This is a genomic window from candidate division WOR-3 bacterium (genome assembly GCA_039804025.1).
GTDB lineage: Bacteria > Hydrothermota > Hydrothermia > Hydrothermales > JAJRUZ01 > JBCNVI01.
The window spans coordinates 24944-43777 of sequence record JBDRZP010000015.1; the positions used below are offsets into that span (position 1 = coordinate 24944).

At 31.1% G+C, this 18834-nt stretch carries 23 protein-coding genes and 2 tRNA genes; 4 read left to right on the forward strand and 21 right to left on the reverse strand.

Going from position 1 to position 18834, the window contains the following annotated elements; genetic code table 11:
• The first annotated feature begins 9 nt into the window (after positions 1-9).
• The 3 genes from frr to ABIN73_06545 are packed head-to-tail and all read left to right on the forward strand — an operon-like array spanning position 10 to position 2013.
• On the forward strand, positions 10-564 hold the full coding sequence (frr, locus tag ABIN73_06535) for a ribosome recycling factor (protein MEO0269379.1): 555 nt from the start codon (positions 10-12) through the stop codon (positions 562-564).
• Positions 561-1247: an isoprenyl transferase gene (locus tag ABIN73_06540; protein MEO0269380.1), complete on the forward strand. Its 687-nt coding sequence runs from the start codon at positions 561-563 to the stop codon at positions 1245-1247. Before frr ends, ABIN73_06540 begins: the two co-directional genes overlap by 4 nt.
• Positions 1201-2013: a phosphatidate cytidylyltransferase gene (locus ABIN73_06545; GenBank protein ID MEO0269381.1), complete on the forward strand. Its 813-nt coding sequence runs from the start codon at positions 1201-1203 to the stop codon at positions 2011-2013. The genes ABIN73_06540 and ABIN73_06545 overlap by 47 nt, the downstream gene beginning before the upstream one ends.
• On the opposite strand, the gene metK is transcribed toward ABIN73_06545, so the two are convergent.
• The 10 genes from metK to ABIN73_06595 all read right to left on the reverse strand — a co-directional run bounded on the left by metK (position 2014) and on the right by ABIN73_06595 (position 8943).
• A complete protein-coding gene (gene metK, locus ABIN73_06550; protein MEO0269382.1) occupies positions 2014-3162 on the reverse strand; it encodes a methionine adenosyltransferase in 1149 nt (382 codons plus the stop codon).
• An 89-nt stretch (positions 3163-3251) separates the two neighbouring features.
• Complete coding sequence (locus tag ABIN73_06555; GenBank protein MEO0269383.1) at positions 3252-3704, reverse strand: arginine decarboxylase, pyruvoyl-dependent; 453 nt, start codon at positions 3702-3704, stop codon at positions 3252-3254.
• Positions 3697-4620 (reverse strand): spermidine synthase, encoded by a 924-nt coding sequence (locus ABIN73_06560; protein MEO0269384.1) that lies wholly within the window; start codon positions 4618-4620, stop codon positions 3697-3699. Before ABIN73_06560 ends, ABIN73_06555 begins: the two co-directional genes overlap by 8 nt.
• A complete protein-coding gene (locus ABIN73_06565) occupies positions 4604-5311 on the reverse strand; it encodes a DUF3108 domain-containing protein (GenBank protein MEO0269385.1) in 708 nt (235 codons plus the stop codon). The genes ABIN73_06560 and ABIN73_06565 overlap by 17 nt, the downstream gene beginning before the upstream one ends.
• 16 nt (positions 5312-5327) lie before the next feature.
• Positions 5328-6137, reverse strand: a complete 810-nt coding sequence (locus ABIN73_06570; protein ID MEO0269386.1) for a succinate dehydrogenase iron-sulfur subunit — start codon at positions 6135-6137, stop codon at positions 5328-5330.
• Positions 6137-6493, reverse strand: a complete 357-nt coding sequence (locus ABIN73_06575; protein MEO0269387.1) for a hypothetical protein — start codon at positions 6491-6493, stop codon at positions 6137-6139. Before ABIN73_06575 ends, ABIN73_06570 begins: the two co-directional genes overlap by 1 nt.
• A gap of 9 nt (positions 6494-6502) precedes the next feature.
• Entirely contained in the window at positions 6503-6952 is a 450-nt protein-coding gene (locus tag ABIN73_06580; GenBank protein ID MEO0269388.1) for a hypothetical protein, read from the reverse strand.
• 14 nt (positions 6953-6966) lie between these two features.
• Positions 6967-8685, reverse strand: coding sequence for a succinate dehydrogenase/fumarate reductase flavoprotein subunit (locus ABIN73_06585; GenBank protein ID MEO0269389.1), 1719 nt, complete (start codon positions 8683-8685; stop codon positions 6967-6969).
• A gap of 104 nt (positions 8686-8789) precedes the next feature.
• Positions 8790-8865: transfer RNA gene (locus ABIN73_06590), tRNA-Arg, on the reverse strand.
• Between the two features lie 4 nt (positions 8866-8869).
• Positions 8870-8943: transfer RNA gene (locus ABIN73_06595), tRNA-His, on the reverse strand.
• 84 nt (positions 8944-9027) lie between these two features.
• On the opposite strand from ABIN73_06595, the gene tatA reads away from it, so the two are divergent.
• A complete protein-coding gene (gene tatA, locus ABIN73_06600; protein MEO0269390.1) occupies positions 9028-9228 on the forward strand; it encodes a twin-arginine translocase TatA/TatE family subunit in 201 nt (66 codons plus the stop codon).
• Position 9229: 1 nt separating this feature from the next.
• Here tatA and ABIN73_06605 read toward each other — a convergent pair whose 3' ends face one another.
• The 11 genes from ABIN73_06605 to ABIN73_06655 form a co-directional block, all read right to left on the reverse strand.
• Entirely contained in the window at positions 9230-11317 is a 2088-nt protein-coding gene (locus tag ABIN73_06605; GenBank protein ID MEO0269391.1) for an acetate--CoA ligase family protein, read from the reverse strand.
• The gene (locus ABIN73_06610; protein ID MEO0269392.1) at positions 11286-11837 is read right to left on the reverse strand and encodes a cob(I)yrinic acid a,c-diamide adenosyltransferase; all 552 of its coding nucleotides are present in this window, start codon (positions 11835-11837) and stop codon (positions 11286-11288) included. Before ABIN73_06610 ends, ABIN73_06605 begins: the two co-directional genes overlap by 32 nt.
• A complete protein-coding gene (gene rpmA, locus ABIN73_06615; GenBank protein MEO0269393.1) occupies positions 11834-12100 on the reverse strand; it encodes a 50S ribosomal protein L27 in 267 nt (88 codons plus the stop codon). Before rpmA ends, ABIN73_06610 begins: the two co-directional genes overlap by 4 nt.
• A 14-nt stretch (positions 12101-12114) precedes the next feature.
• Positions 12115-12432: a 50S ribosomal protein L21 gene (gene rplU, locus ABIN73_06620; GenBank protein ID MEO0269394.1), complete on the reverse strand. Its 318-nt coding sequence runs from the start codon at positions 12430-12432 to the stop codon at positions 12115-12117.
• Between the two features lie 65 nt (positions 12433-12497).
• Positions 12498-12695 (reverse strand): T9SS type A sorting domain-containing protein, encoded by a 198-nt coding sequence (locus ABIN73_06625; GenBank protein ID MEO0269395.1) that lies wholly within the window; start codon positions 12693-12695, stop codon positions 12498-12500.
• A gap of 102 nt (positions 12696-12797) precedes the next feature.
• A complete protein-coding gene (locus tag ABIN73_06630; protein ID MEO0269396.1) occupies positions 12798-13058 on the reverse strand; it encodes a hypothetical protein in 261 nt (86 codons plus the stop codon).
• Positions 13059-13145: 87 nt separating this feature from the next.
• Entirely contained in the window at positions 13146-14732 is a 1587-nt protein-coding gene (locus ABIN73_06635; GenBank protein ID MEO0269397.1) for a hypothetical protein, read from the reverse strand.
• Between the two features lie 9 nt (positions 14733-14741).
• Positions 14742-16259 carry a hypothetical protein gene (locus ABIN73_06640; GenBank protein ID MEO0269398.1) on the reverse strand — a complete coding sequence of 506 codons (1518 nt, stop codon included), beginning with the start codon at positions 16257-16259 and terminating at the stop codon, positions 14742-14744.
• A 129-nt stretch (positions 16260-16388) separates the two neighbouring features.
• A complete protein-coding gene (locus ABIN73_06645; protein MEO0269399.1) occupies positions 16389-17717 on the reverse strand; it encodes a PQQ-binding-like beta-propeller repeat protein in 1329 nt (442 codons plus the stop codon).
• A complete protein-coding gene (locus ABIN73_06650) occupies positions 17718-18140 on the reverse strand; it encodes a hypothetical protein (GenBank protein ID MEO0269400.1) in 423 nt (140 codons plus the stop codon).
• A 1-nt stretch (position 18141) separates the two neighbouring features.
• Positions 18142-18801 carry a hypothetical protein gene (locus ABIN73_06655; protein MEO0269401.1) on the reverse strand — a complete coding sequence of 220 codons (660 nt, stop codon included), beginning with the start codon at positions 18799-18801 and terminating at the stop codon, positions 18142-18144.
• Between the last annotated feature and the right edge of the window lie 33 nt (positions 18802-18834).

Genomic DNA, 18834 nt, shown 5'->3' on the forward strand with positions numbered 1-18834 from the left:
TTATTAAAAATGGAGGAAATAATTAAAGATGGTAGTGAGAGAATGCTTAAAACCATTAATACTTTAAAGGATGAACTTAAAAAATTAAGAACAGGAAGAGCCTCTCCCCACATTCTTGAAAGTATAAAAGTTAATTACTACGGGCAGGAGATTCCAATAATCCAAATTGCAGGGATTGGTGTACCTGAACCAAGATTGATTGTTATAAAACCCTATGACAAAAATGTAACCGGTGAAATTGAAAAAGCAATTTTAAAAAGCGGAATAGGACTTAATCCAAAGGTTGAAGGTGGTGTTATAAAGATTCCTATACCACCTCTTTCTGAAGAAAGGAGAAGAGAACTTGTAAAACTTGTTAAAAAATTTGGGGAAGACTCAAAAATTGCCTTAAGAAACATAAGAAGAGATTTAATGGATAAAATAAAAGAGAAAAAAGATAAGGGAGAAATTTCAGAGGATGATGCTGAAAGATTAAAGAAAAAGGTTCAGGATTTAACAGAGGAAAAAACAAAGGAGGTTGATGAAATAATAAAAATAAAGGAAAAGGAAATAATGGAAGAATGAAAATACCTCAGCATATAGCTATAGTAATGGACGGAAATGGTAGATGGGCAAAGGAAAGAAATTTACCAAGAATACTTGGACATAAAGAGGGAATTGAATCTGTAAGGGAAATCGTTAGAACTGCAAGAGAAATTGGAATAAAGTACCTTTCACTTTTTACTTTTTCCACAGAGAATTGGCAGAGGCCCAAAGAGGAAGTTAAAGGACTTTTTAATCTCCTTGAATCAGTCGCAAAAAAAGAACTTAAATTTTTGATTAAAAATGGAATAAGATTAAAAGTTGTGGGGAGCAGGGAGGAATTGCCTTTAAAAACAAAAAAAATAATAGAGGAAACAGAGGAAAAAACAAAGGATAATAAAGATATGATCCTTATACTTGCTATTAATTATGGAGGAAGGAGAGAAATAATTGATGCAATAAATAAAATTTTAAAAAATGGAAAAAAAGAGATAAATGAAGAAGAATTTAAAAAATATTTATATATGCCTGAAGTTCCTGACCCTGACCTTTTAATAAGAACAAGTGGTGAAATGAGAATTTCCAATTTTTTCTTATTTCAAATTGCATATACAGAACTATATTTTACAGAAAAATACTGGCCTGATTTCAGGAGAGAAGATTTTTTAAAGGCAATTGATGAATATACGAGAAGGAAAAGAAAATTTGGGAGGCTTTTTTCTTAGAATAATAACTGGAGTAGTTTTATTTTTTATATTTTTATTATTAACACTACTTGGTGCTTTACCTTTCTTTTTTTTAATTTTTATATTCTTATTCTTTGCCCTATGGGAATATTTAAGAATCTTATATAATACTGGTTTTATAATTAATCCCCATTTAATTTTTATTGTTGATTTAATTTTTTTTCCATTTATTATTTTCTTCCCTCATATAAGACTTTCACTGTTAATGTTAATGATTGTTATGTTCTTTTTTTTATCCTTTCTTTCAGCAGAAAAAAGAAAAGGATTTAATTTTTTGGCATCTGGTATTGTGTCAATATTTTATTTAGTTATTCCTTCAACTTTATTTTATCAAATACGAACACTTTTTGGGTTAAAACATATAATTTTTTTATTAGGATGTGTAATATTTTTTGATTCTTTTTCATATTTTGTTGGGAATTTGTTTGGTAAGAGAAAAATCTGGGAGAGAATTTCCCAGAATAAAACTATTGAAGGATTTTTTGGTGGTTTTTTGTCAGTTTTAATTTTTTCAATAATTTTTTCATTTTTTTTCAGAGAAAATATTCTAAAAAATATAATCCCTGGAATTTTTATTTCTATTTTTGCTTTTTTTGGGGACCTATGGGAATCTATGCTAAAAAGGGAAATGGGTGTAAAAGATTCCTCCAATATTTTACCAGGACACGGAGGTTTTCTTGATCGTATTGATTCCCTTTTATTATCTATCTATTTTTATTTTCTTTATATTGCCAATATAGTTTAATTATAACAGTTCTCTAAATTCTTCCTTGCTATCGGTTCTTTCCCAGGTAAATCCCTCCTCTTCTCTCCCAAAATGCCCATAACAAGCAGTTCTCTTGTAAATGGGTCTCCTTAATTCAAGAAAATCTATTATACCTCTTGGAGTAAGATCAAACCTTTCTCTTATAAACTTAACAATTTTTTCTTCAGATACTTTTCCAGTATCATAAGTATTTACATATAGAGCAACAGGTTCAGCTACACCTATGGCATAAGCAATCTGAATTTCACAGGTCTCTGCAATTCCTGAAGCAACTATATTTTTAGCAAGATACCTTGCCATATAAGAAGCAGATCTATCTACCTTTGTTGGATCTTTCCCTGAAAAACAACCACCACCATGTCTTGCATATCCACCATATGTATCAACCATAATCTTTCTTCCTGTTAAACCTGTATCTGCTTGTGGTCCACCAATTACAAATCTACCAGTTGGATTTATATAAATTTTCACATTATCGTCCATCATCTCCCTTGGTATAATCTTCTCAATAACAACTTCAATCAAATCCTCCCTTAACTCCTTTATCGAAACATCAGGATCATGCTGAGCAGAAAGAACAATTGCTGTTACCTTATCAGGTTTTCCATCTATGTATCTAACTGTCACCTGGGATTTACCATCAGGCCTCAGATAGGGTAAAGTTCCATTTTTTCTCACATCAGCAAGCCTTTTACAAAGTTTATGGGCAAGCATTATAGGAAGGGGCATAAGTTCTTCAGTCTCGTTAATTGCAAAACCAAACATCATACCCTGATCACCTGCGCCACCTGCATCAACTCCCATAGCAATATCAGGAGCTTGTGATTGAATAGCAGTAAGAACAGCTACAGTTTCATAATCTAATCCATAAGCTGGGTTAGTATAACCAGCTAATTTTATTGTTTCTCTTACAATATCAGGTATTTCAACATAACAATCTGTTGTAATTTCACCAGCAATAACAAACATTCCCCTTGAAGTTAAAGACTCACATGCAACCCTTGCATCAGGGTCTTTTTCAATTATAGCATCAAGAATAGCATCTGAAACCTGATCACAGAGTTTATCCGGATGTCCTTCTGTTACTGATTCTGAGGTAAAATATGAAATACCTTTAAGTTTCCTCAACTTTTTATCTCCAATTTAAGAAATGGGATTAGAACCCTTTTTTTGAATTTAATAATAATTAATTTAAAATAAAAAGTTCAAATAAATAATTAAAAAATTGCGCAACCTGCAAAAACACAGGTAAAGTCTTTAACTTTTCTTTCAATAGAAACAATCTCTATCTTTTTTATCCTTATTCCTCTGTCATTCATTGCAGTCTCAAGCATCCTTTTAACCTCCTCTATACCTTTTTCTTTTTTCTCGTAAGAACTCCACTCCATTATTATTCCAATATCTTTTTCTTTTTCAGGTATTGCAACTCCACAAACAGCTGAAATTATTTCACCCTTTTTATCAGAAATTAGATATCCATAAGCGATATAAAGAATTGAAGATGGAGCTAAATCAATTTTTTCTTTTTTCTCAACACCGGGAGGAAGAATACTTGAAATTTTTACAAGATTATAGTTTTCTATTTTGGCACTCCTTAAGGCTCTATCAAAGGAAAGAAGTTTAGTTTCTCCTACACCAAATCCACTTGTTAAAAAATAATTTTTAAACATCTCCTTCCCAGATAAAAGGGTTTTTATCAGTCAAAATCCTTCCTTTAGTATTTAATGATGATTTAAAATATTCAGGTAAAAAGAATATTTTTTTTACATAATCAGGATTTAAAAAATTCAAATACTTAAAAATTTCATTTTCTCTTTTATTTTCTAATCTGTTTAAAAGTTCTTTTAAGTTTAAATTTTCCTTAAAGGAAATTACAAAGCCCCAGGACATATGAAAAGAGGGTACAAATATCTCATATATAAAAACAGAGGGAAAAATTTCTTTTAAAGTTTTATAAAGTGAAAGAATAAAATCATAATAATAAATAACTGTTGAGCCAGCTTGGAAAACACTTATACCACCCTTTTTTAATTTTTTATCAAGAATTTTAAAATAATCCTCTGTAAATAAAAGAGCAGATGGTCCACCTTCTATTGGTTCTGTAAGATCTGATATATAAATATCAATGGAATCATCACTCAAAGACTCTATATCCTTCCTTGCATCTTTATAAACAATTTCTGCCCTTTCATCATCAAATGAATTTCTATGCCATTCTGGTAAATAAACTTTACACAGGTTTACAAATTCTTCATCTATATCACACATTCTAACTTTTTTTACACTCCAGTGTTTTAAAACTTCCCTCAAAGTAGCCCCTTCACCTCCTCCAGCTATGTATATATACTCTGGATTTGAATGTAAAAGAAGGGCAGGATGAACAAGTGACTCATGATATATAAATTCATCACATTCAGCACTCTGTATTTTTTCATCAAGAAAAACTGTTTTACCAAGTAGGGAAACCCTCACAATGTCAACTTTTTGAAATTTTGTGTGCCCAGTATATAAAATATCCTCAATTTTATAATAGAAAAGTATTTTATTTAAAAAAGATTCAACATAATATTTATTTTTTATATTCAATTTTTCTTATCTCCTTTAAAACTGCCCTTACAGAACCAAACCATACTCTTGTTGACATATAAAGGGGAACCTTTTTCTCATCATCAGAAAGCCAGATTTCAAGTCCACCCTTTCCACCAAAAATTGCTTCAAGGCCTGATTTACCTTTATATTCACCTGATTTTTCCATAAGTAATATAAGTTTTATTGCATCTTTTTCACCAATAAGAGTTTTAAGCTTTTGTTTTTTTTCCACAAGTGTATAAATTTTATAAATCTTTCTATCTGCAAATAAAAGGAGTTTAAGAGTATCCCCGATTTTAAAATTTTCGTTCCTTAATTTATAAAAAATAGACAAAACATCATAAGCACCTTTTTCCATTTTACTCACTTTACCATCTGAATCATACACTTTTAAGCTATCATAATCAAATTTATACCACATGCTTTTTTTCCATGTCCCTTCATGCAGGTTTTTTTCTTGTTTTAAAGGTAAAAAATTAGAATCTGAATAAGTATCAATCCTATCGTTAACATAAAAAATAACTGAAAAAAATTTATTTGTATGTCCCTGTGCCTGAAAATGAAAAATAGAATCACTTTTTAAAACTCTCAAATATGCAATACCAGCCCCAAAAGCACCATAATAAACATGAAATACAAGTTCCTCTCCTTCTGAAAAGGCTAGATTTAAAAGAAAAAATAAAATCATTCTATCTTAATCATAATCAAACAGATTTAGGTGGGGCCTTTGGAACTTTGTCCTTATTAGGTCCTTCAGGATAGGGAGGAACAATATTATTACCTTTTTTCTCTTTTAATAAACCAAAGGTTTTCTTTAAAATCAATCTTTTCAAAAGTTGAATTGCAAGAGCTGGGTCAACACCCTTGGGACAGGCTTTTGAACACCCACCAGCAAAATGACAGTTTAAAACACCATGACTTTTGGAAACAATTTCAAGCCTTTCAAATAATCCCTCATCTCTGGAATCAACACAGTATCTATAAGCCTGAGCAAGTACATAAGGTTCTAAAAAATCTTCATCAGTTGAGGATACGGGACAGGAAGAAATACAGAGGCCACACTGAATACAATAACTGAACTGCAGATACTCAAGTAATTCAGAAGGGGTTTGTTTATATTCTCTTGTGGGGCTTTCTTGTTCTTTTTCATCTTTTCTTATTAAATAGGGTTTAATTTTCTTATGCTTCATAAAAGCACTTTGTAAATCTGGAACAAGGTCTCTTATCAAAGTTAAATTTGGAATTGGCTCAACCTTAATTTTTCCATTTTCAACAATTTTCTTAATCTGAGTATGACAGGCAAGTTCTGGTTTTCCATTTATAATCATTCCACATGAACCACATATTCCCATTCTGCAGGAAAACCTTAAACTTAAGGTTGGATCAAGGTTTTCTTTTATATAAAGTAAGGCATCAAGAACAGTCATTCCCTCTTTAACTTCTATCTCAAACTTATCAAAACCATTCTTTGCGAGTTCAGGTATATATCTTTTGATAATAAATTTAACTTTCATTATACCCCTCCTGCTTTAATTGTTGTATATGTTCCAAAAATAAAGAGAAATATTCCTAAAATCCAGAAAATATAAACAACTATTTTTTCATATCTTTTACCAAAATCTGTTTCAATCAGTATATTCTTGAGTCCGTAAAAACCATGAAATAAGGCAAAAAATAAAAATAAAATATAAAGGGTGCTAAGAGTAACATTCCTTGCCCTTTCTAAAACACTCTCCCATTCAAGAGGATCTCTTCCAAAACCAATTTTTTCCATTAACTTATAAAAATGCATCATAAATATATGTCCTAAAAGTAAAACAAAAAGAATTAAACCTGCAAGGTAATGTAAAATCCAGTATTTTGCTTTCATTTTTACCTCCTATTTAAAAATAAAAAACTCCTTGAATCCAAAAACTATATAAATAAAGAAAACTATCATTAAAAAATATAAAAAAACTCTTGGTCTTTTTAAAGAAGATGCAACATAGGGATATTCAGGTCTTTTAGGTTTTCCTAAGAGAAATCCGAATTCTGTAATAACAAGTCTTAAACCATTTATTGCATGAAATCCAACTACAAGAACAAGTAGATATTCAAGAAAATGGATAAGGTTATGATAAAAACCTTCACCAATTGACCCTACCATTTTCATTGCACTAATCCAGGCATCCTTTCCAAAAGCTCTTGAACCAACAACTATAATATGAAGGCATAAATATAGAATCAGTATAATCCCTGTAAATCTATGAAAACCAAAAAGCCACCTTTCAAAATTTGCCTTTTTTTCAGGCAAAAACCAAGCTTTAATTCCTTTAAAATTCTTTTTCATTTAATTTCCTCCTTTTAATATTTTCTCTCTTCAGGTTTCCAGTAAGTTATATTTACAGGGATATATTCTATCCTCACACCGTCTTTTTCATCTTTATAAGCCAAAGTATGCTTCAAAAATTTCTCATCATCCCTTTTCGGAAAATCAATTCTTGCATGTGCCCCCCTTGATTCCTCTCTTTTTAAAGCTGAAATTGTAACAACCTCAGCCACATCAAGCATATTCTCAAGTTCTAAAGCATTTATAAGCTCAGTATTATAAACCTTACTTTTATCTTCTAATCTTATATACTTATATTTTTCTTTCAATTCCTTAATTTTTTGTAAGGCTTTTTCAAGTCCTTCTCTATCTCTAAAAACTCCCACATAGGTATCCATTGTTTTTCTTAATTCTCTCCTTATTTCGTATAAATTTTCAGAACCCTTTTTCCCTAAAAGCTTATTGAAAACTCTGTCATATTCATCCTTTACAATTTCTTCCATTTTTTGTGGCTCTTCAGCTTCTTTTAAATATTCAACTGCCTTTTCACCTGTTATTGCTCCCCAAACAAGACATTCTGCTGTAGAGTTTGTACCCAATCTGTTTGCACCATGTAATGAGAGGCAGGCAACCTCACCTGCTGCCCAGATATTAGAAGTTCCATAGACCTTTCCATCAATATTACAATGTATTCCCCCCATTGTATAATGCTGAACAGGTCTCACAGGAAGAGGTTTTTCAATTATATCTATACCCACATATTTTATTCCCACTTCTCTTACAAGAGGTAATCTTTCTAGTAATCTTTCTCTTCCAAGATGAGTTAAATCAAGATGAATATAATCCAATCCATCAGGACCTTCAAAACCTCTACCCTCTCTTATTTCTGTCATCATAGACCGGGAAACTATATCTCTTGGAGCGAGTTCCATCATTTTAGGTGCATATTTTTCCATGAATCTTTCACCTTTATTATTTTTTAGATACCCACCCTCACCCCTTGCACCCTCAGTAATAAGAATCCCCGAGGGAACAAGACCTGTTGGATGAAATTGCATAAATTCCATATCCTTAAGGGGTATACCTTCCCTGAAAGCAAGTGCATAACCATCCCCTGTTACACTGTGAGAGAATGTTGTAAAGGCATAAATTCTACCAGCTCCACCTGTTGCTATTATACAGGCTTTACCGTAAAAACAAGCCATTTCACCTCCACTCATATTATAGGCAACACATCCGTGAAATTTACCATCTTTAATTAAAAGTTTTGTAACAAAATACTCATCAAATCTGTCCCAATTATCATATTTCTGCAATCTGTTATAAAGGGTGTGCATTTCAAAAAATCCTGTTTTATCTTCTGCAAAAAGAGCTCTTGGGTAAGAGTGCCCTCCAAATGGTCTTTGATTTATTCTCCCATCTTCCCTTCTTGACCAGGGGATTCCCCAATGTTCAAGTAAATAGATTTCTTCAATTATTTTTTCAACAAATCTGAAAACAACATCCTGGTCAGCAAGAAAATCAGAACCTTTAACTGTGTCCCATGCATGTAAAAGGGGAGAATCTCCGTCAGCCTGATTTATGGCAGCCCCGGTCCCCCCCTCTGCACAAACACTATGGGAACGCATTAACTGAACTTTTGAAATTAAAGCTATCTTGACTTTACCATCTGATTTTCTTGAAGCCTCAAGAGCTGCTCTTAATCCAGCAAGACCGGAACCTAAAATAATCAAATCGTAATAATGGACTTCCATTTAAAAAAGTTAATTAATAAGGGATTTGGACCCTAAAGGGAAGGTTAATTTTAGGAAAAATAAAAATAAAATTTCAAATTATACTATTTTTAAGACTTTTTATAAACCCCCGGCGGGATTTGAACCCGCAACCTCCTGGTCCGAAGCCAGGCGCTCTCTATCCTGTTGAGCTACGGGGGCATAAGGTGGGCGAGGGGACTCGAACCCCCAGCCTCTGGAGCCACAGTCCAGCGCTCTAACCAGTTGAGCTACGCCCACCATTTGATTTTCTATTTATTTAATTATAAAATATAATATCTTTATTTTTAAAAAGGTTCAAATCCTTTTAAAAGGGAGAAAAAAATGAATATAGGTTTCCAAGAAATATTATTAATTTTTTTAATTATTTTACTTCTCTTCGGGGCTAAAAAATTACCTGAACTTGCAAGAGGTCTTGGAACCGCTTTAAAGGAGTTTAGAAAAGCCTTAAGAGAAACTGAAGATTCTATTAAAGAAATAAAAGAAGATACTGAAAAAAATACTAAGGAAGAAAAGAAAATTTAAATTAAACTCTTATCCTCGCATCTGCAATAAAGGCTCCTTTACCCTTTTCAAATACAAAAACTGGATTTAAATCCATTTCTTTTATTTCATTAGCAAATTGAGAAAAAGATGATAATCTCAAAATAAAATCCTTAACTTTTTCTATATCCCGCTCCTTTTCACCTCTTACACCTTTTAAAAATGGATAAAACTTTATTTCTCTTATCATATCATCAGCTTCTTCCACTGAAACAGGACTTAGTCTGAAGGTTACATCTTTAAAAACCTCAACAAAAATTCCTCCGAGCCCGAATAATAAAATATGACCGAACCTTTCATCCTTTTTTAAACCAAGAATTATTTCCTTAAAATCACCTTTAACCATTTTCTGAATGATAGCTTTTTCATAATTTTTAATTTTTCTCTTGAAACTTTCTTTCATTTTTCTATAAGCATTTAAAAGTTCCTTTTCATCTTTTATATCAAGAATCACTCCACCTTCATCCATTTTATGAACAACTTCTCCTGAAGCAATTTTTAAAACACAGGGAAAACCGATTTTTTTAATTTTTTTTATTAAATCTTCTTCATTAGAAGCCCTTTCCCATGGCAAAACCTCAAAACCTGCTCTTTCAAGAATTTCAAAACATAAATCAAGGTCTATGAAAGTTTCACTTTTTTCTTTCTTTAAAAGTTCTTTTATATTTCCATCAAATTTAAAATTTTTATATGTTTCTTTTTTTTCCTTTATAAAATTAGAATATTTAAGGGAATGTGCAAGAGCCCTTGCTGCTACATCAGGAAATCTATAAAAGGGAATACCTTCTTCTCTCAAAATATTTACACCCTTTTCTACATCCACAACACCCATTAAAACAGTCACAAAAGTTTTTTCCTTTCTTTTTGCATAATTTACAATTACTCTTGCAACTTTTTCTATGTCAATCATTCTCTGTGGTGCCATTAAAAAATAAACAGCATCAATATTTTTATCCTCATAAAGCGCCTTTATTGCAACTTCAAATTTTTCAGCATCTGCTTCAGCAAGTAAATCTACGGGATTTTTTAAAGAAGCATGTGGAGATACAAAGGGTTTAATTTTATTTTTTGTCTCCTCTGAAAGTTCATTTACTTTTAAACCTTTTTCAATTAAAGCATCAGTTGCAACAATTCCAGGTCCTCCTGCATTTGTAACTATTCCGACCCTGTTTCCCTTTGGATAGGGTTGAGAAGCAAAAAGGGAAGCATATTCAAAAAGCTCTAAAGGAGAACTGACTTCAATAACTCCTGCCTGTTTAAAAACTGTTCTATAAACAAGTGGTTCTCCTGCAAGAGAGCCAGTATGAGAGGAAACAGCTCTTGCACCCTCAGGACTCATTCCAGCTTTTAATGCTAAAATTGGCTTTTTCTTAGACACCCTTTTTGCAACTTCAATAAACTTCCTTCCGTTTTTTAATTCTTCAATATACATAAGAATTACTTTAGTTTTATCATCATTTCCAAGATATTCAAGAAGTTCAACTTCATCTATATCAACTTTATTACCCATACTTATAACCTTTGAAAAACCTATTCCCCTTGATTTTGCAAAATCAAGAACCGCCACACAGATTGCTCCACTCTGTGATATAAAAGAAATTTCACCTTCCTTTGGCATATCACTTGCAAAATTTGTTGTAAACCTTACTTCTGGATCAGTATTAATCACACCTATACAGTTGGGACCTAAAATTCTTATTCCCCTTTCTTTTGAAATTTTTTCTATTTCCTTTTCAAGTTTTTCTCCCTCAGGGCCTGCTTCTTTAAAACCTGCACTTATTATAATAGAAGCTTTTATTCCCTTATCGGAACACCCCTTTAACACCTCAGGAACATATAAAGAAGGGACAAGAATAACTGCAAGCTCTGGAACATCTGGAACATCCTCTATTTTTTTGTAACACCTATTTCCTAAAATACTCTCAGCATTTGGATTGACAATATAAATAGTCCCCTTATAACCTGAAAGTATCATATTTTTTAAAGTCACATATCCTACACTTCCTTCTTTTCGTGAAGCTCCTATTAAAAGAACACTTTTAGGGTTTAAAAGAACCGAGAGTTCTTTCATACCCACCCTCCCTCCTTGTAATTTCTCTTCCAAGCAAAAATAAATAATCAGATAATCTATTAAGAAACTTTAGGACAACTTTAGCGGATTTAAATTCATCAAGAAGAGCAGCTACACTCCTCTCAGCTCTTCTTGAAACAGCTCTTGCTAAATGAAAATATAAAGATGCCAAAGTCCCTGATGGTAGGATGAACTCTTTAAGGGGACCCAAACTTTCACTTAATTTAGAAATTTTTTCTTCAAGTTCCTTAAAAATATTTTCATTCAATTCTGGACCTTTTTCTTCTTCAGGAATAATAAGCTGAGCTCCTGCAATAAAGATAAGTTTTTGGAGTTTTTCAACTTCCTCTTTTAAATCTTGATCCCGAGAGTAAAAGTAACAAAATCCTAAAAGTGAATTCAATTCATCTAAATCTCCAAGAGCATGGAATATTTTAGAATCCTTTCTTTCTAATTTGTTTTTCCAGTAAGAAGAAAAACCCTCGTCCCCCTTACCTGTGAAAACCTTTGTAATTCTCAATTAGAAAGTTCGCTTTCTGTATACACAGAAACATAAACTCTATTCTTTTTCCTTTCAAATTTAACAAACCCTTCTTTTAAAGCAAATAAAGTATCATCTCCCCCTCTTTTAACATTCCAGCCAGGCCAGAATCTTGTGCCTCTCTGTCTGACAAGCACTTCTCCAGCTTTAACAAACATTCCGTCCCATCTCTTTATTCCGAGGTATTTAGAGTGAGAATCCCTTCCATTTTTGGATGAACCCATTCCTTTTTTGTGTGCCATTTTTTAACCTCCTTTTAAATTTCAATTTTCTCTATTTTAACCTCTGTAACCTTCTGCCTGTGTCCTTTTTTTCTCCTATAATTTTTCTTGGGTTTCATTTTAAAAACAATTACTTTTTTTAACTTTTTCAAAGGATTCAAAACCCTTGCTTTCACTTTCACATTCTCAAGATAAGGTGAACCTATTTTATATTTTCCATTCTCTTTAAGTAAAAGGACCTTATCAATAACAATTTCATCCCCTTCTTTTACATCAGGAAGAAGGGGAACTAAAATTCTTTTTCCTTCTTTCACAAAGAATTGTTCTCCTTTAAATTCAATTATTGCCCACATGGTTTCTCCTTTTTTAAAAAATTGATTATTAATTTTAATAAAAATTTTTTAAAATTTCAAGTTTTTTATCTTAAAACAGTAAACTTTTTAACTTTTTTCTCCCTCCCTTTTAAAACTGCAAAATATATTCCCTCATTTAATTTATTCTCAAATTTTATCCTGTAAATCCCTGGCTCAAACTCTTTATTTATAATATTTAAAACCTTTCTTCCTGAAACATCATAAATTGAAAGTGCTATTTTTATTACCCTGCTTTTTCTCAATTTTTATTTTTAAAATAGAATCAAGAATCGGCGAAACAACCTGCTTTTCATAAATCTCATAATTATTCTTCTTTATATGCCATAAACCAAGAGGATGATTATTTATATAGTTTTCTGTGAAAAAGTCATCTTTAAAAATTTTTTGATGTTTAGGCCTTCTTTCTTTATAGATGTAAATTCCCAGTAATTTCCCTCTAATTTTTTCCCAAATTTTATATATTTAGGGTTTCCATCTACCACCCTCTCATATGCAACCCATAAAGTATCATAATGAGATGTTAAAGTCGGAGATTTTCCGAAACTTATTTTCTTCTGATTCCATGTAAGACCATTATCAATTGAATAGGCGTGATAAATACCCATATTGTGTGAATAAACAGTATGTATAATGTTTCCAATTCTTATAATATTCTTATTACTTGATGAGCATAGGTTTATACTATTTACATCTCATGATGCAATAATTGGAGATGTTGTAGCCCATTTTTCATTAGAAAATTCTGAATAAATTCCATCCCTATATGCTCTTACTCTATAAAAGTAGTCCTTAAATTTTGAGACATAGTTATCGGTCCATGTAATTTCTCCTGTTCCCTGCCCTTGTGTTGGATATATATAAATTGAATGCCAATTTTCATTTATCCCTTTCCTCCATATTTCATAACCTGATTCATAGTTTGAATTGTCATTCCAGGTTAAAGTGATAGAATTATAAGGATAAGAAGAATTTGCTGAAAGGTTTGTAGGGCGGTTTAAATAATGGGACAACATAATAACAGTTGTATCCATTTTCATATATTGATTTGACCATAAGTTTTGTGCTGAAATTTTTATAAAATATTTACCAGAAGGAACAAAATTCCCGCTATAATCCTTCATATCCCAGTATACAGTATGATGACTCATTGGGAAATAATAATTACTATAAAGTGTTCTCACATAACTCCAATTTTGATTATATATTACAATCGTAACTTTCCCGTTCCATGTAATTGTGAAATTTATCTTTACAAGTAATTCATTTTGAGAGGTATTTAGGTTCAATATGTCCATCCCTGGGATATAGTGCTGTCCACCGCTCGAATCACTCCATTGCTCAACTATAAAAATATTGCCATAACCTTTTGGAATGGAAATCTCCAGTGGTAAAATAAATTCATTTTCTCCAACCCCCTTTTTTCCAATTTTACATAAAGGCTCTAAATCAGGTGTAAATTTCTCTAAAAAACAGTTCACCATGTTAGTTACCCATACTCCTCCTTCGTAGTCCACTTCTATTGAGGAATAACAGGGTTCGTTTAAAGAAAACTCTTTCGCCCATTGATAGTTGTTCTGACCCAGGTATTTTATTTTTACTATTCTTTTGTTCCCCTGATCTAATACATATAAAAAATTCCCCCATAAACTTTTTGCTATTCCTATGGGAAAACTAAATTTACCTACTCCTTGACCCCTTTCTCCATAACTATCTATAAGCTCTCCATTTGTATTGAAATGATAAATCTTTGAATCGTAAACATCTAATACCCATATTTCATCATCACATGGATCATTTAATGTGCCTTTAATATCTAAATCTACATCTTCTGGTAACCTAAAAATTCCCTCACCAATAGAAGTTGAATAAAAAAGTTTTTTATTTTGGAAATCATAAATCAATTTTACTATTCTTCCGTTAAATTTATCTACTACATAAACTTCACTTGCAGGTGAACTTGTAAGTTTTATTGGTGTCCTGAATTTGCCTTTACCTGTTCCAAACTCATCAAATGCCCTTAACCAGTTATCATTATAATCTCCATAAATAATTCTATCACAAGGACCATCTGCAGCAATCCCTATTAGCCACCAACCTCCACTTGGCTTTTGTCTAAAACAACAAGCACTTGAAGTAGGATACATAAAAAGAGGGGTCCCTAAATATTCTTCTGCCATACTTTTTGTAACTTTATCCTGAAATAAAATAGTGGTCTTACTCATTTGAGCATTTATAATCTCTAATGAAATAAAAATAAAAAATAAAATTATTTTATTCATCAGCCCCCCTTAATTCTTCTTTGTTTTATTTATCTCTTCTATCATTTTATTTTTGATTTCTTTAAAATTTTCTTTCCAGATTTTTATATACACATTCTTCTCCTCACTCTTTTCAGTTTCTCCAAGTCTTTGAGCAATCAATTCAAATAAAGAAATATCTCTAAGAGAATATGACCTCTGATATAAAAATAAAATATCAAACAGTATAAGATCCTCATAATAAGGAAAATCTTTCATCTTCTGAATATCCTTATAATATTCCGAATTTCTGAAATCCTCATAACTCATCGACTCAGAAAATATTACCATCGAATCAAGGATTGTTAAGCCTACATATGGCAAATAAGGGGAATTTTTATTTTCTTTCTTTAATATCTCATAGATTTCCACCCTTTTTTTATTTTTATCTCTTTTTGTATATTTTTTAACTTTCTTAACAGGAGGTTCAATATGACTCCACATAACACGGTCAAAATAAGAAATAGCAAGTTCTTTTTCTTTTTTGTTAGGATATTCTTTAATATAAAAAGGAACCCATTCATTTTTTCGACTACCCTCTTTAAATCCTCTTTTTAACTTAACCCAGTACTTACCGGGAGAAAGAGTTATATATCTTGTAAACTTGTAATAAACTGTATCATTTGGTAATACTTTAGAAGAAAAAGTATAAGCCAAGGTATACATAATATTAGGTTTAATTTTTTTAATTTCCCCTCTTTTATCTTTAAGAAGAAGCGTAATTTCTAGATCTAAGAATAAATCCTGTATATTATGGATGAATCCCCCGACCATAATAGGTTTTTTCCCTCCATTAATTATCCAGACTTTGAAAGTTAAAGGTTCTCCTACATAGAAAGTATCTTTATAAAGAGTTAAAGATTCTCTAACAGAATTTAAAAAGTTTGAAAATGAATTTTCCAAATTACTGGAAAAAGCCAATATCTGGTTGGAAGTAGGGAGATTCCTTAGTGAAACTTTGTGAGAAATACAGAATTCAGCAGGAAGATTGGACGAAGTGAATGTGTAATCCATAATGCATCCAATAGGTACAGGATGATTTTTAAAGGCTAACTGATGTCCTATTTCGTGAGCTAAAACACTTCCATTTGCAACCCGGTGTAAGCTTCCAAAATATTTTTTTATTGGTTCCACAAAAATTACTGAGCCTTTAAAAGAATTATGATATGTAATTCCCCAAAGATAAGGATTTTGCTTAAACTTTGAAACTACTGCTAAATAAAACATAGTGTTCAAAGATTTATGCAAATTTATATAACTATACGGACCAATTTCTTTTACTGAATCATAACTTAAAGTTTCATTATAAATAAAAGTTAATTTTTTGTTGGTATTTCCACAGTTTTTTACTTGATTTTCTATAATAAAGGTATTAATATTATAGCCACTCATTATATCCGCTTCTGTTTCACCCCATTTACCTGCACCTATACCAGGAGATTCTCCACAGGATACAATAAAAATTGATAAAATTACATAGATTATAACTTTCAATTTTTTTATTCTCATTCCTTTATCCTCTTTTCAAAATTTTTATTTGGTCAAAGTATTCGAACTTTATCATAATTTATTATAAGATTAAAAAAACTTGTCAAGGGAAATTATAAAATCCATTTCTTTCTCCAATATTTTCGCTTATTAACTTCCTATTTTTAAAAATATAAACTTTTTCCTTTCCCCCTTCCATTTTATAAAATAAATTCCGTTTGAAAGATTTTTTGGCTTAAAGACATAAAAATGCTTACCCTTTTCTAATCTCCCTAAATTTATTATCTCCCTTAACCTTCCTGAGACATCAAGAACTTCCAATTTTACATAAGATGAAGATAAAAGATTTAAAAATAAATAACCCTCACTTCTAATCAAAGACGGATAAAAAATAAAAAACTCATCATTCTGAGACATATTAAACTCAGTTCCTTTGTAAATATACATCTTTTTATAATGAGCTGCAATAACATAAGGACCATAAAATATAGGCCAGAACCAAGAATTTAACCAGGGAATGTATTTATCTGTATATTTAGTTCTAAAAAGTGTATCTCCATTTTGTAAATCAATTGAATACAAATTATCTCCTGCTGCCCAAAAAATCTTATTCTCTGTGATAGTAATACTTGTTGTGCCACCTGAATCTACAGGATGAATTTTCCAGATCTCATCACCTGTGTCTGCATGTAATTTGTAAATAGTTCCAAATCTAGTGCATAAAAGCCAAGTATCATAAAGTGAAGGAGTCGGGAGAATAAACTTTCCAAACTCATTTTTCCTCCATAAAATTTCTGTTAGGTTTTTATTCACACAATACAAAGTTTCAGACGCAAAGAAGTATATGTTTGTAGGGTATTTTACTAAAGGAAACCTATTGTCAATCCATCCTGAAGGGTCAAATTTGCATATTTCCTCACCTGTATATCTATTTAAAGATAAAAATGGGCTTTCATCGGCTCCTGCAAATAGGTAATCATCAATTATTGCTCCACCTCCTGCATATGGCCAAGCTTCCGCATATATAGTATCTCTCCAGATAATCTTCCCTCTATTTTTTATACCATACATAACCCCTTGTAAATTTGAAACATAAATAAAAGTATCCACCGGGACAGGCTGAAATTCAACAGTGAATAAGGGTATTCCCCAAATTGAGTCACCTCTTTTTGCATTAAGTAAAAATAATGTCGCCATTGTTGTATCAAAAGAAATGCTTGTCCCTGCTAAGAGAAGTGTATCATTTATAAGTGAAGTTGTCCATACATTCGCAGTTAACCCTTTCTTCCATAAAATTTTTCCACTTTCTATATCTATTGCTCTTAAAAATCTTCCACCATCACCTACATAAATCACACCATTTGAAGATATTGATGCAGAAATCATTAAAAAATCGTTATGAACAAGTTTATAAGTCCATTTATAATTCAAAGGTGGATATACAGAATAAGGATATTCTCCTGTATGTTGTGGATTCACCTAAAACATTCGCCAACTTGGATATCTGCCATAATCATAAGAATGTGAAAAATTAGAAATACTCTCTTCTTTTTCTCTAATAAAAAAATTGTTAGAGACTTTTAAATTTTTTAATTCAATAACCTCTTCATATTTTTGACCATCCCATTTTAAATAAACAACCTTTATCCTCCCTTTTTCTTTAACCTTATCAAAAATTTTGTTTTCAACGGGTCTAAATACCCATAATAAAGTGTCCTCTATATCTTTATCAGGAAAAGAATATCTTTTTACTGCAACCGCATAGTAATTTTTACCTGAAGGTGAATAAAAAATTCCCACCCCTTTTAAAGGTTCTGTGCTTTTAAAAGTAAATAAAATTCCTTTATTCTCTATAAACTCAGCATTAAAAGCAAAAATAATTAATATTAAAAGTGAAACCATATCACCACTTATATTTTATCCCTATTGTCATTCTCCCAAGTTTTCCTTCTTGATAGTTTAAGGGAAAAGCAAGTCCACCTAAAACTAAGAAATCTTTTTGAACTTTTATTTTTTCCCCTTTTCGTTCCCATTCCAAATTCAAAAGTCCATAAAATAGAGAGTAAGTTTCCCAAAAAATTCCAAACCTCTTAAAGATTTCTTTCTCAACACCAAATATTAAAGGGAAACCTAAAATATCTCCATCAAAATTTACCTCTATAAAAGTGTCTAAAACTGAATTTCTAAATGTCTTATCATAATAGAAAATATTTATTAAAGAAGATGAAACACCAGGACCAAAATAAAAATCAAATTCTTTTAAGAATATAGAAAACAAAAAAGAAAACTCTACACATATCTCTTTGAAATGTAAACTCTTTTCCGAAGAATATGGTGGATCAGAATAATAATTTTTAGTCCAGCCATCAATGAGACTATAATTTATTTTTAAAAGCATATTTTCCTTTTTCAAAGAAACACCAATATTAAATCCTTTGGGAACTGTAACATTTATTTCTACAAATGGAAGGTAATAACCATATGGAAGAAAATAATAGGAAGATGTAAAACCTGTATAGATATTATAATCTAAATAAAGAAATAAAATAATTAAATTATACATAATAACCTGTTAACTTAAAATATGTAAGGATTA

Coding starts and splice junctions, on each gene's coding strand:
- frr (MEO0269379.1), top strand. CDS start 10: ATGGAGGAAATAATTAAAGATGGTAGTGAGAGAATGCTTAAAACCATT.
- ABIN73_06540 (MEO0269380.1), top strand. CDS start 561: ATGAAAATACCTCAGCATATAGCTATAGTAATGGACGGAAATGGTAGA.
- ABIN73_06545 (MEO0269381.1), top strand. CDS start 1,201: ATGAATATACGAGAAGGAAAAGAAAATTTGGGAGGCTTTTTTCTTAGA.
- ABIN73_06555 (MEO0269383.1), bottom strand. CDS start 3,704: ATGTTTAAAAATTATTTTTTAACAAGTGGATTTGGTGTAGGAGAAACT.
- ABIN73_06565 (MEO0269385.1), bottom strand. CDS start 5,311: ATGATTTTATTTTTTCTTTTAAATCTAGCCTTTTCAGAAGGAGAGGAA.
- ABIN73_06570 (MEO0269386.1), bottom strand. CDS start 6,137: ATGAAAGTTAAATTTATTATCAAAAGATATATACCTGAACTCGCAAAG.
- ABIN73_06575 (MEO0269387.1), bottom strand. CDS start 6,493: ATGAAAGCAAAATACTGGATTTTACATTACCTTGCAGGTTTAATTCTT.
- ABIN73_06580 (MEO0269388.1), bottom strand. CDS start 6,952: ATGAAAAAGAATTTTAAAGGAATTAAAGCTTGGTTTTTGCCTGAAAAA.
- ABIN73_06585 (MEO0269389.1), bottom strand. CDS start 8,685: ATGGAAGTCCATTATTACGATTTGATTATTTTAGGTTCCGGTCTTGCT.
- tatA (MEO0269390.1), top strand. CDS start 9,028: ATGAATATAGGTTTCCAAGAAATATTATTAATTTTTTTAATTATTTTA.
- ABIN73_06605 (MEO0269391.1), bottom strand. CDS start 11,317: ATGAAAGAACTCTCGGTTCTTTTAAACCCTAAAAGTGTTCTTTTAATA.
- rpmA (MEO0269393.1), bottom strand. CDS start 12,100: ATGGCACACAAAAAAGGAATGGGTTCATCCAAAAATGGAAGGGATTCT.
- rplU (MEO0269394.1), bottom strand. CDS start 12,432: ATGTGGGCAATAATTGAATTTAAAGGAGAACAATTCTTTGTGAAAGAA.
- ABIN73_06630 (MEO0269396.1), bottom strand. CDS start 13,058: ATGGGTATTTATCACGCCTATTCAATTGATAATGGTCTTACATGGAAT.
- ABIN73_06635 (MEO0269397.1), bottom strand. CDS start 14,732: ATGAATAAAATAATTTTATTTTTTATTTTTATTTCATTAGAGATTATA.
- ABIN73_06640 (MEO0269398.1), bottom strand. CDS start 16,259: ATGAGAATAAAAAAATTGAAAGTTATAATCTATGTAATTTTATCAATT.
- ABIN73_06650 (MEO0269400.1), bottom strand. CDS start 18,140: ATGGTTTCACTTTTAATATTAATTATTTTTGCTTTTAATGCTGAGTTT.
- ABIN73_06655 (MEO0269401.1), bottom strand. CDS start 18,801: ATGTATAATTTAATTATTTTATTTCTTTATTTAGATTATAATATCTAT.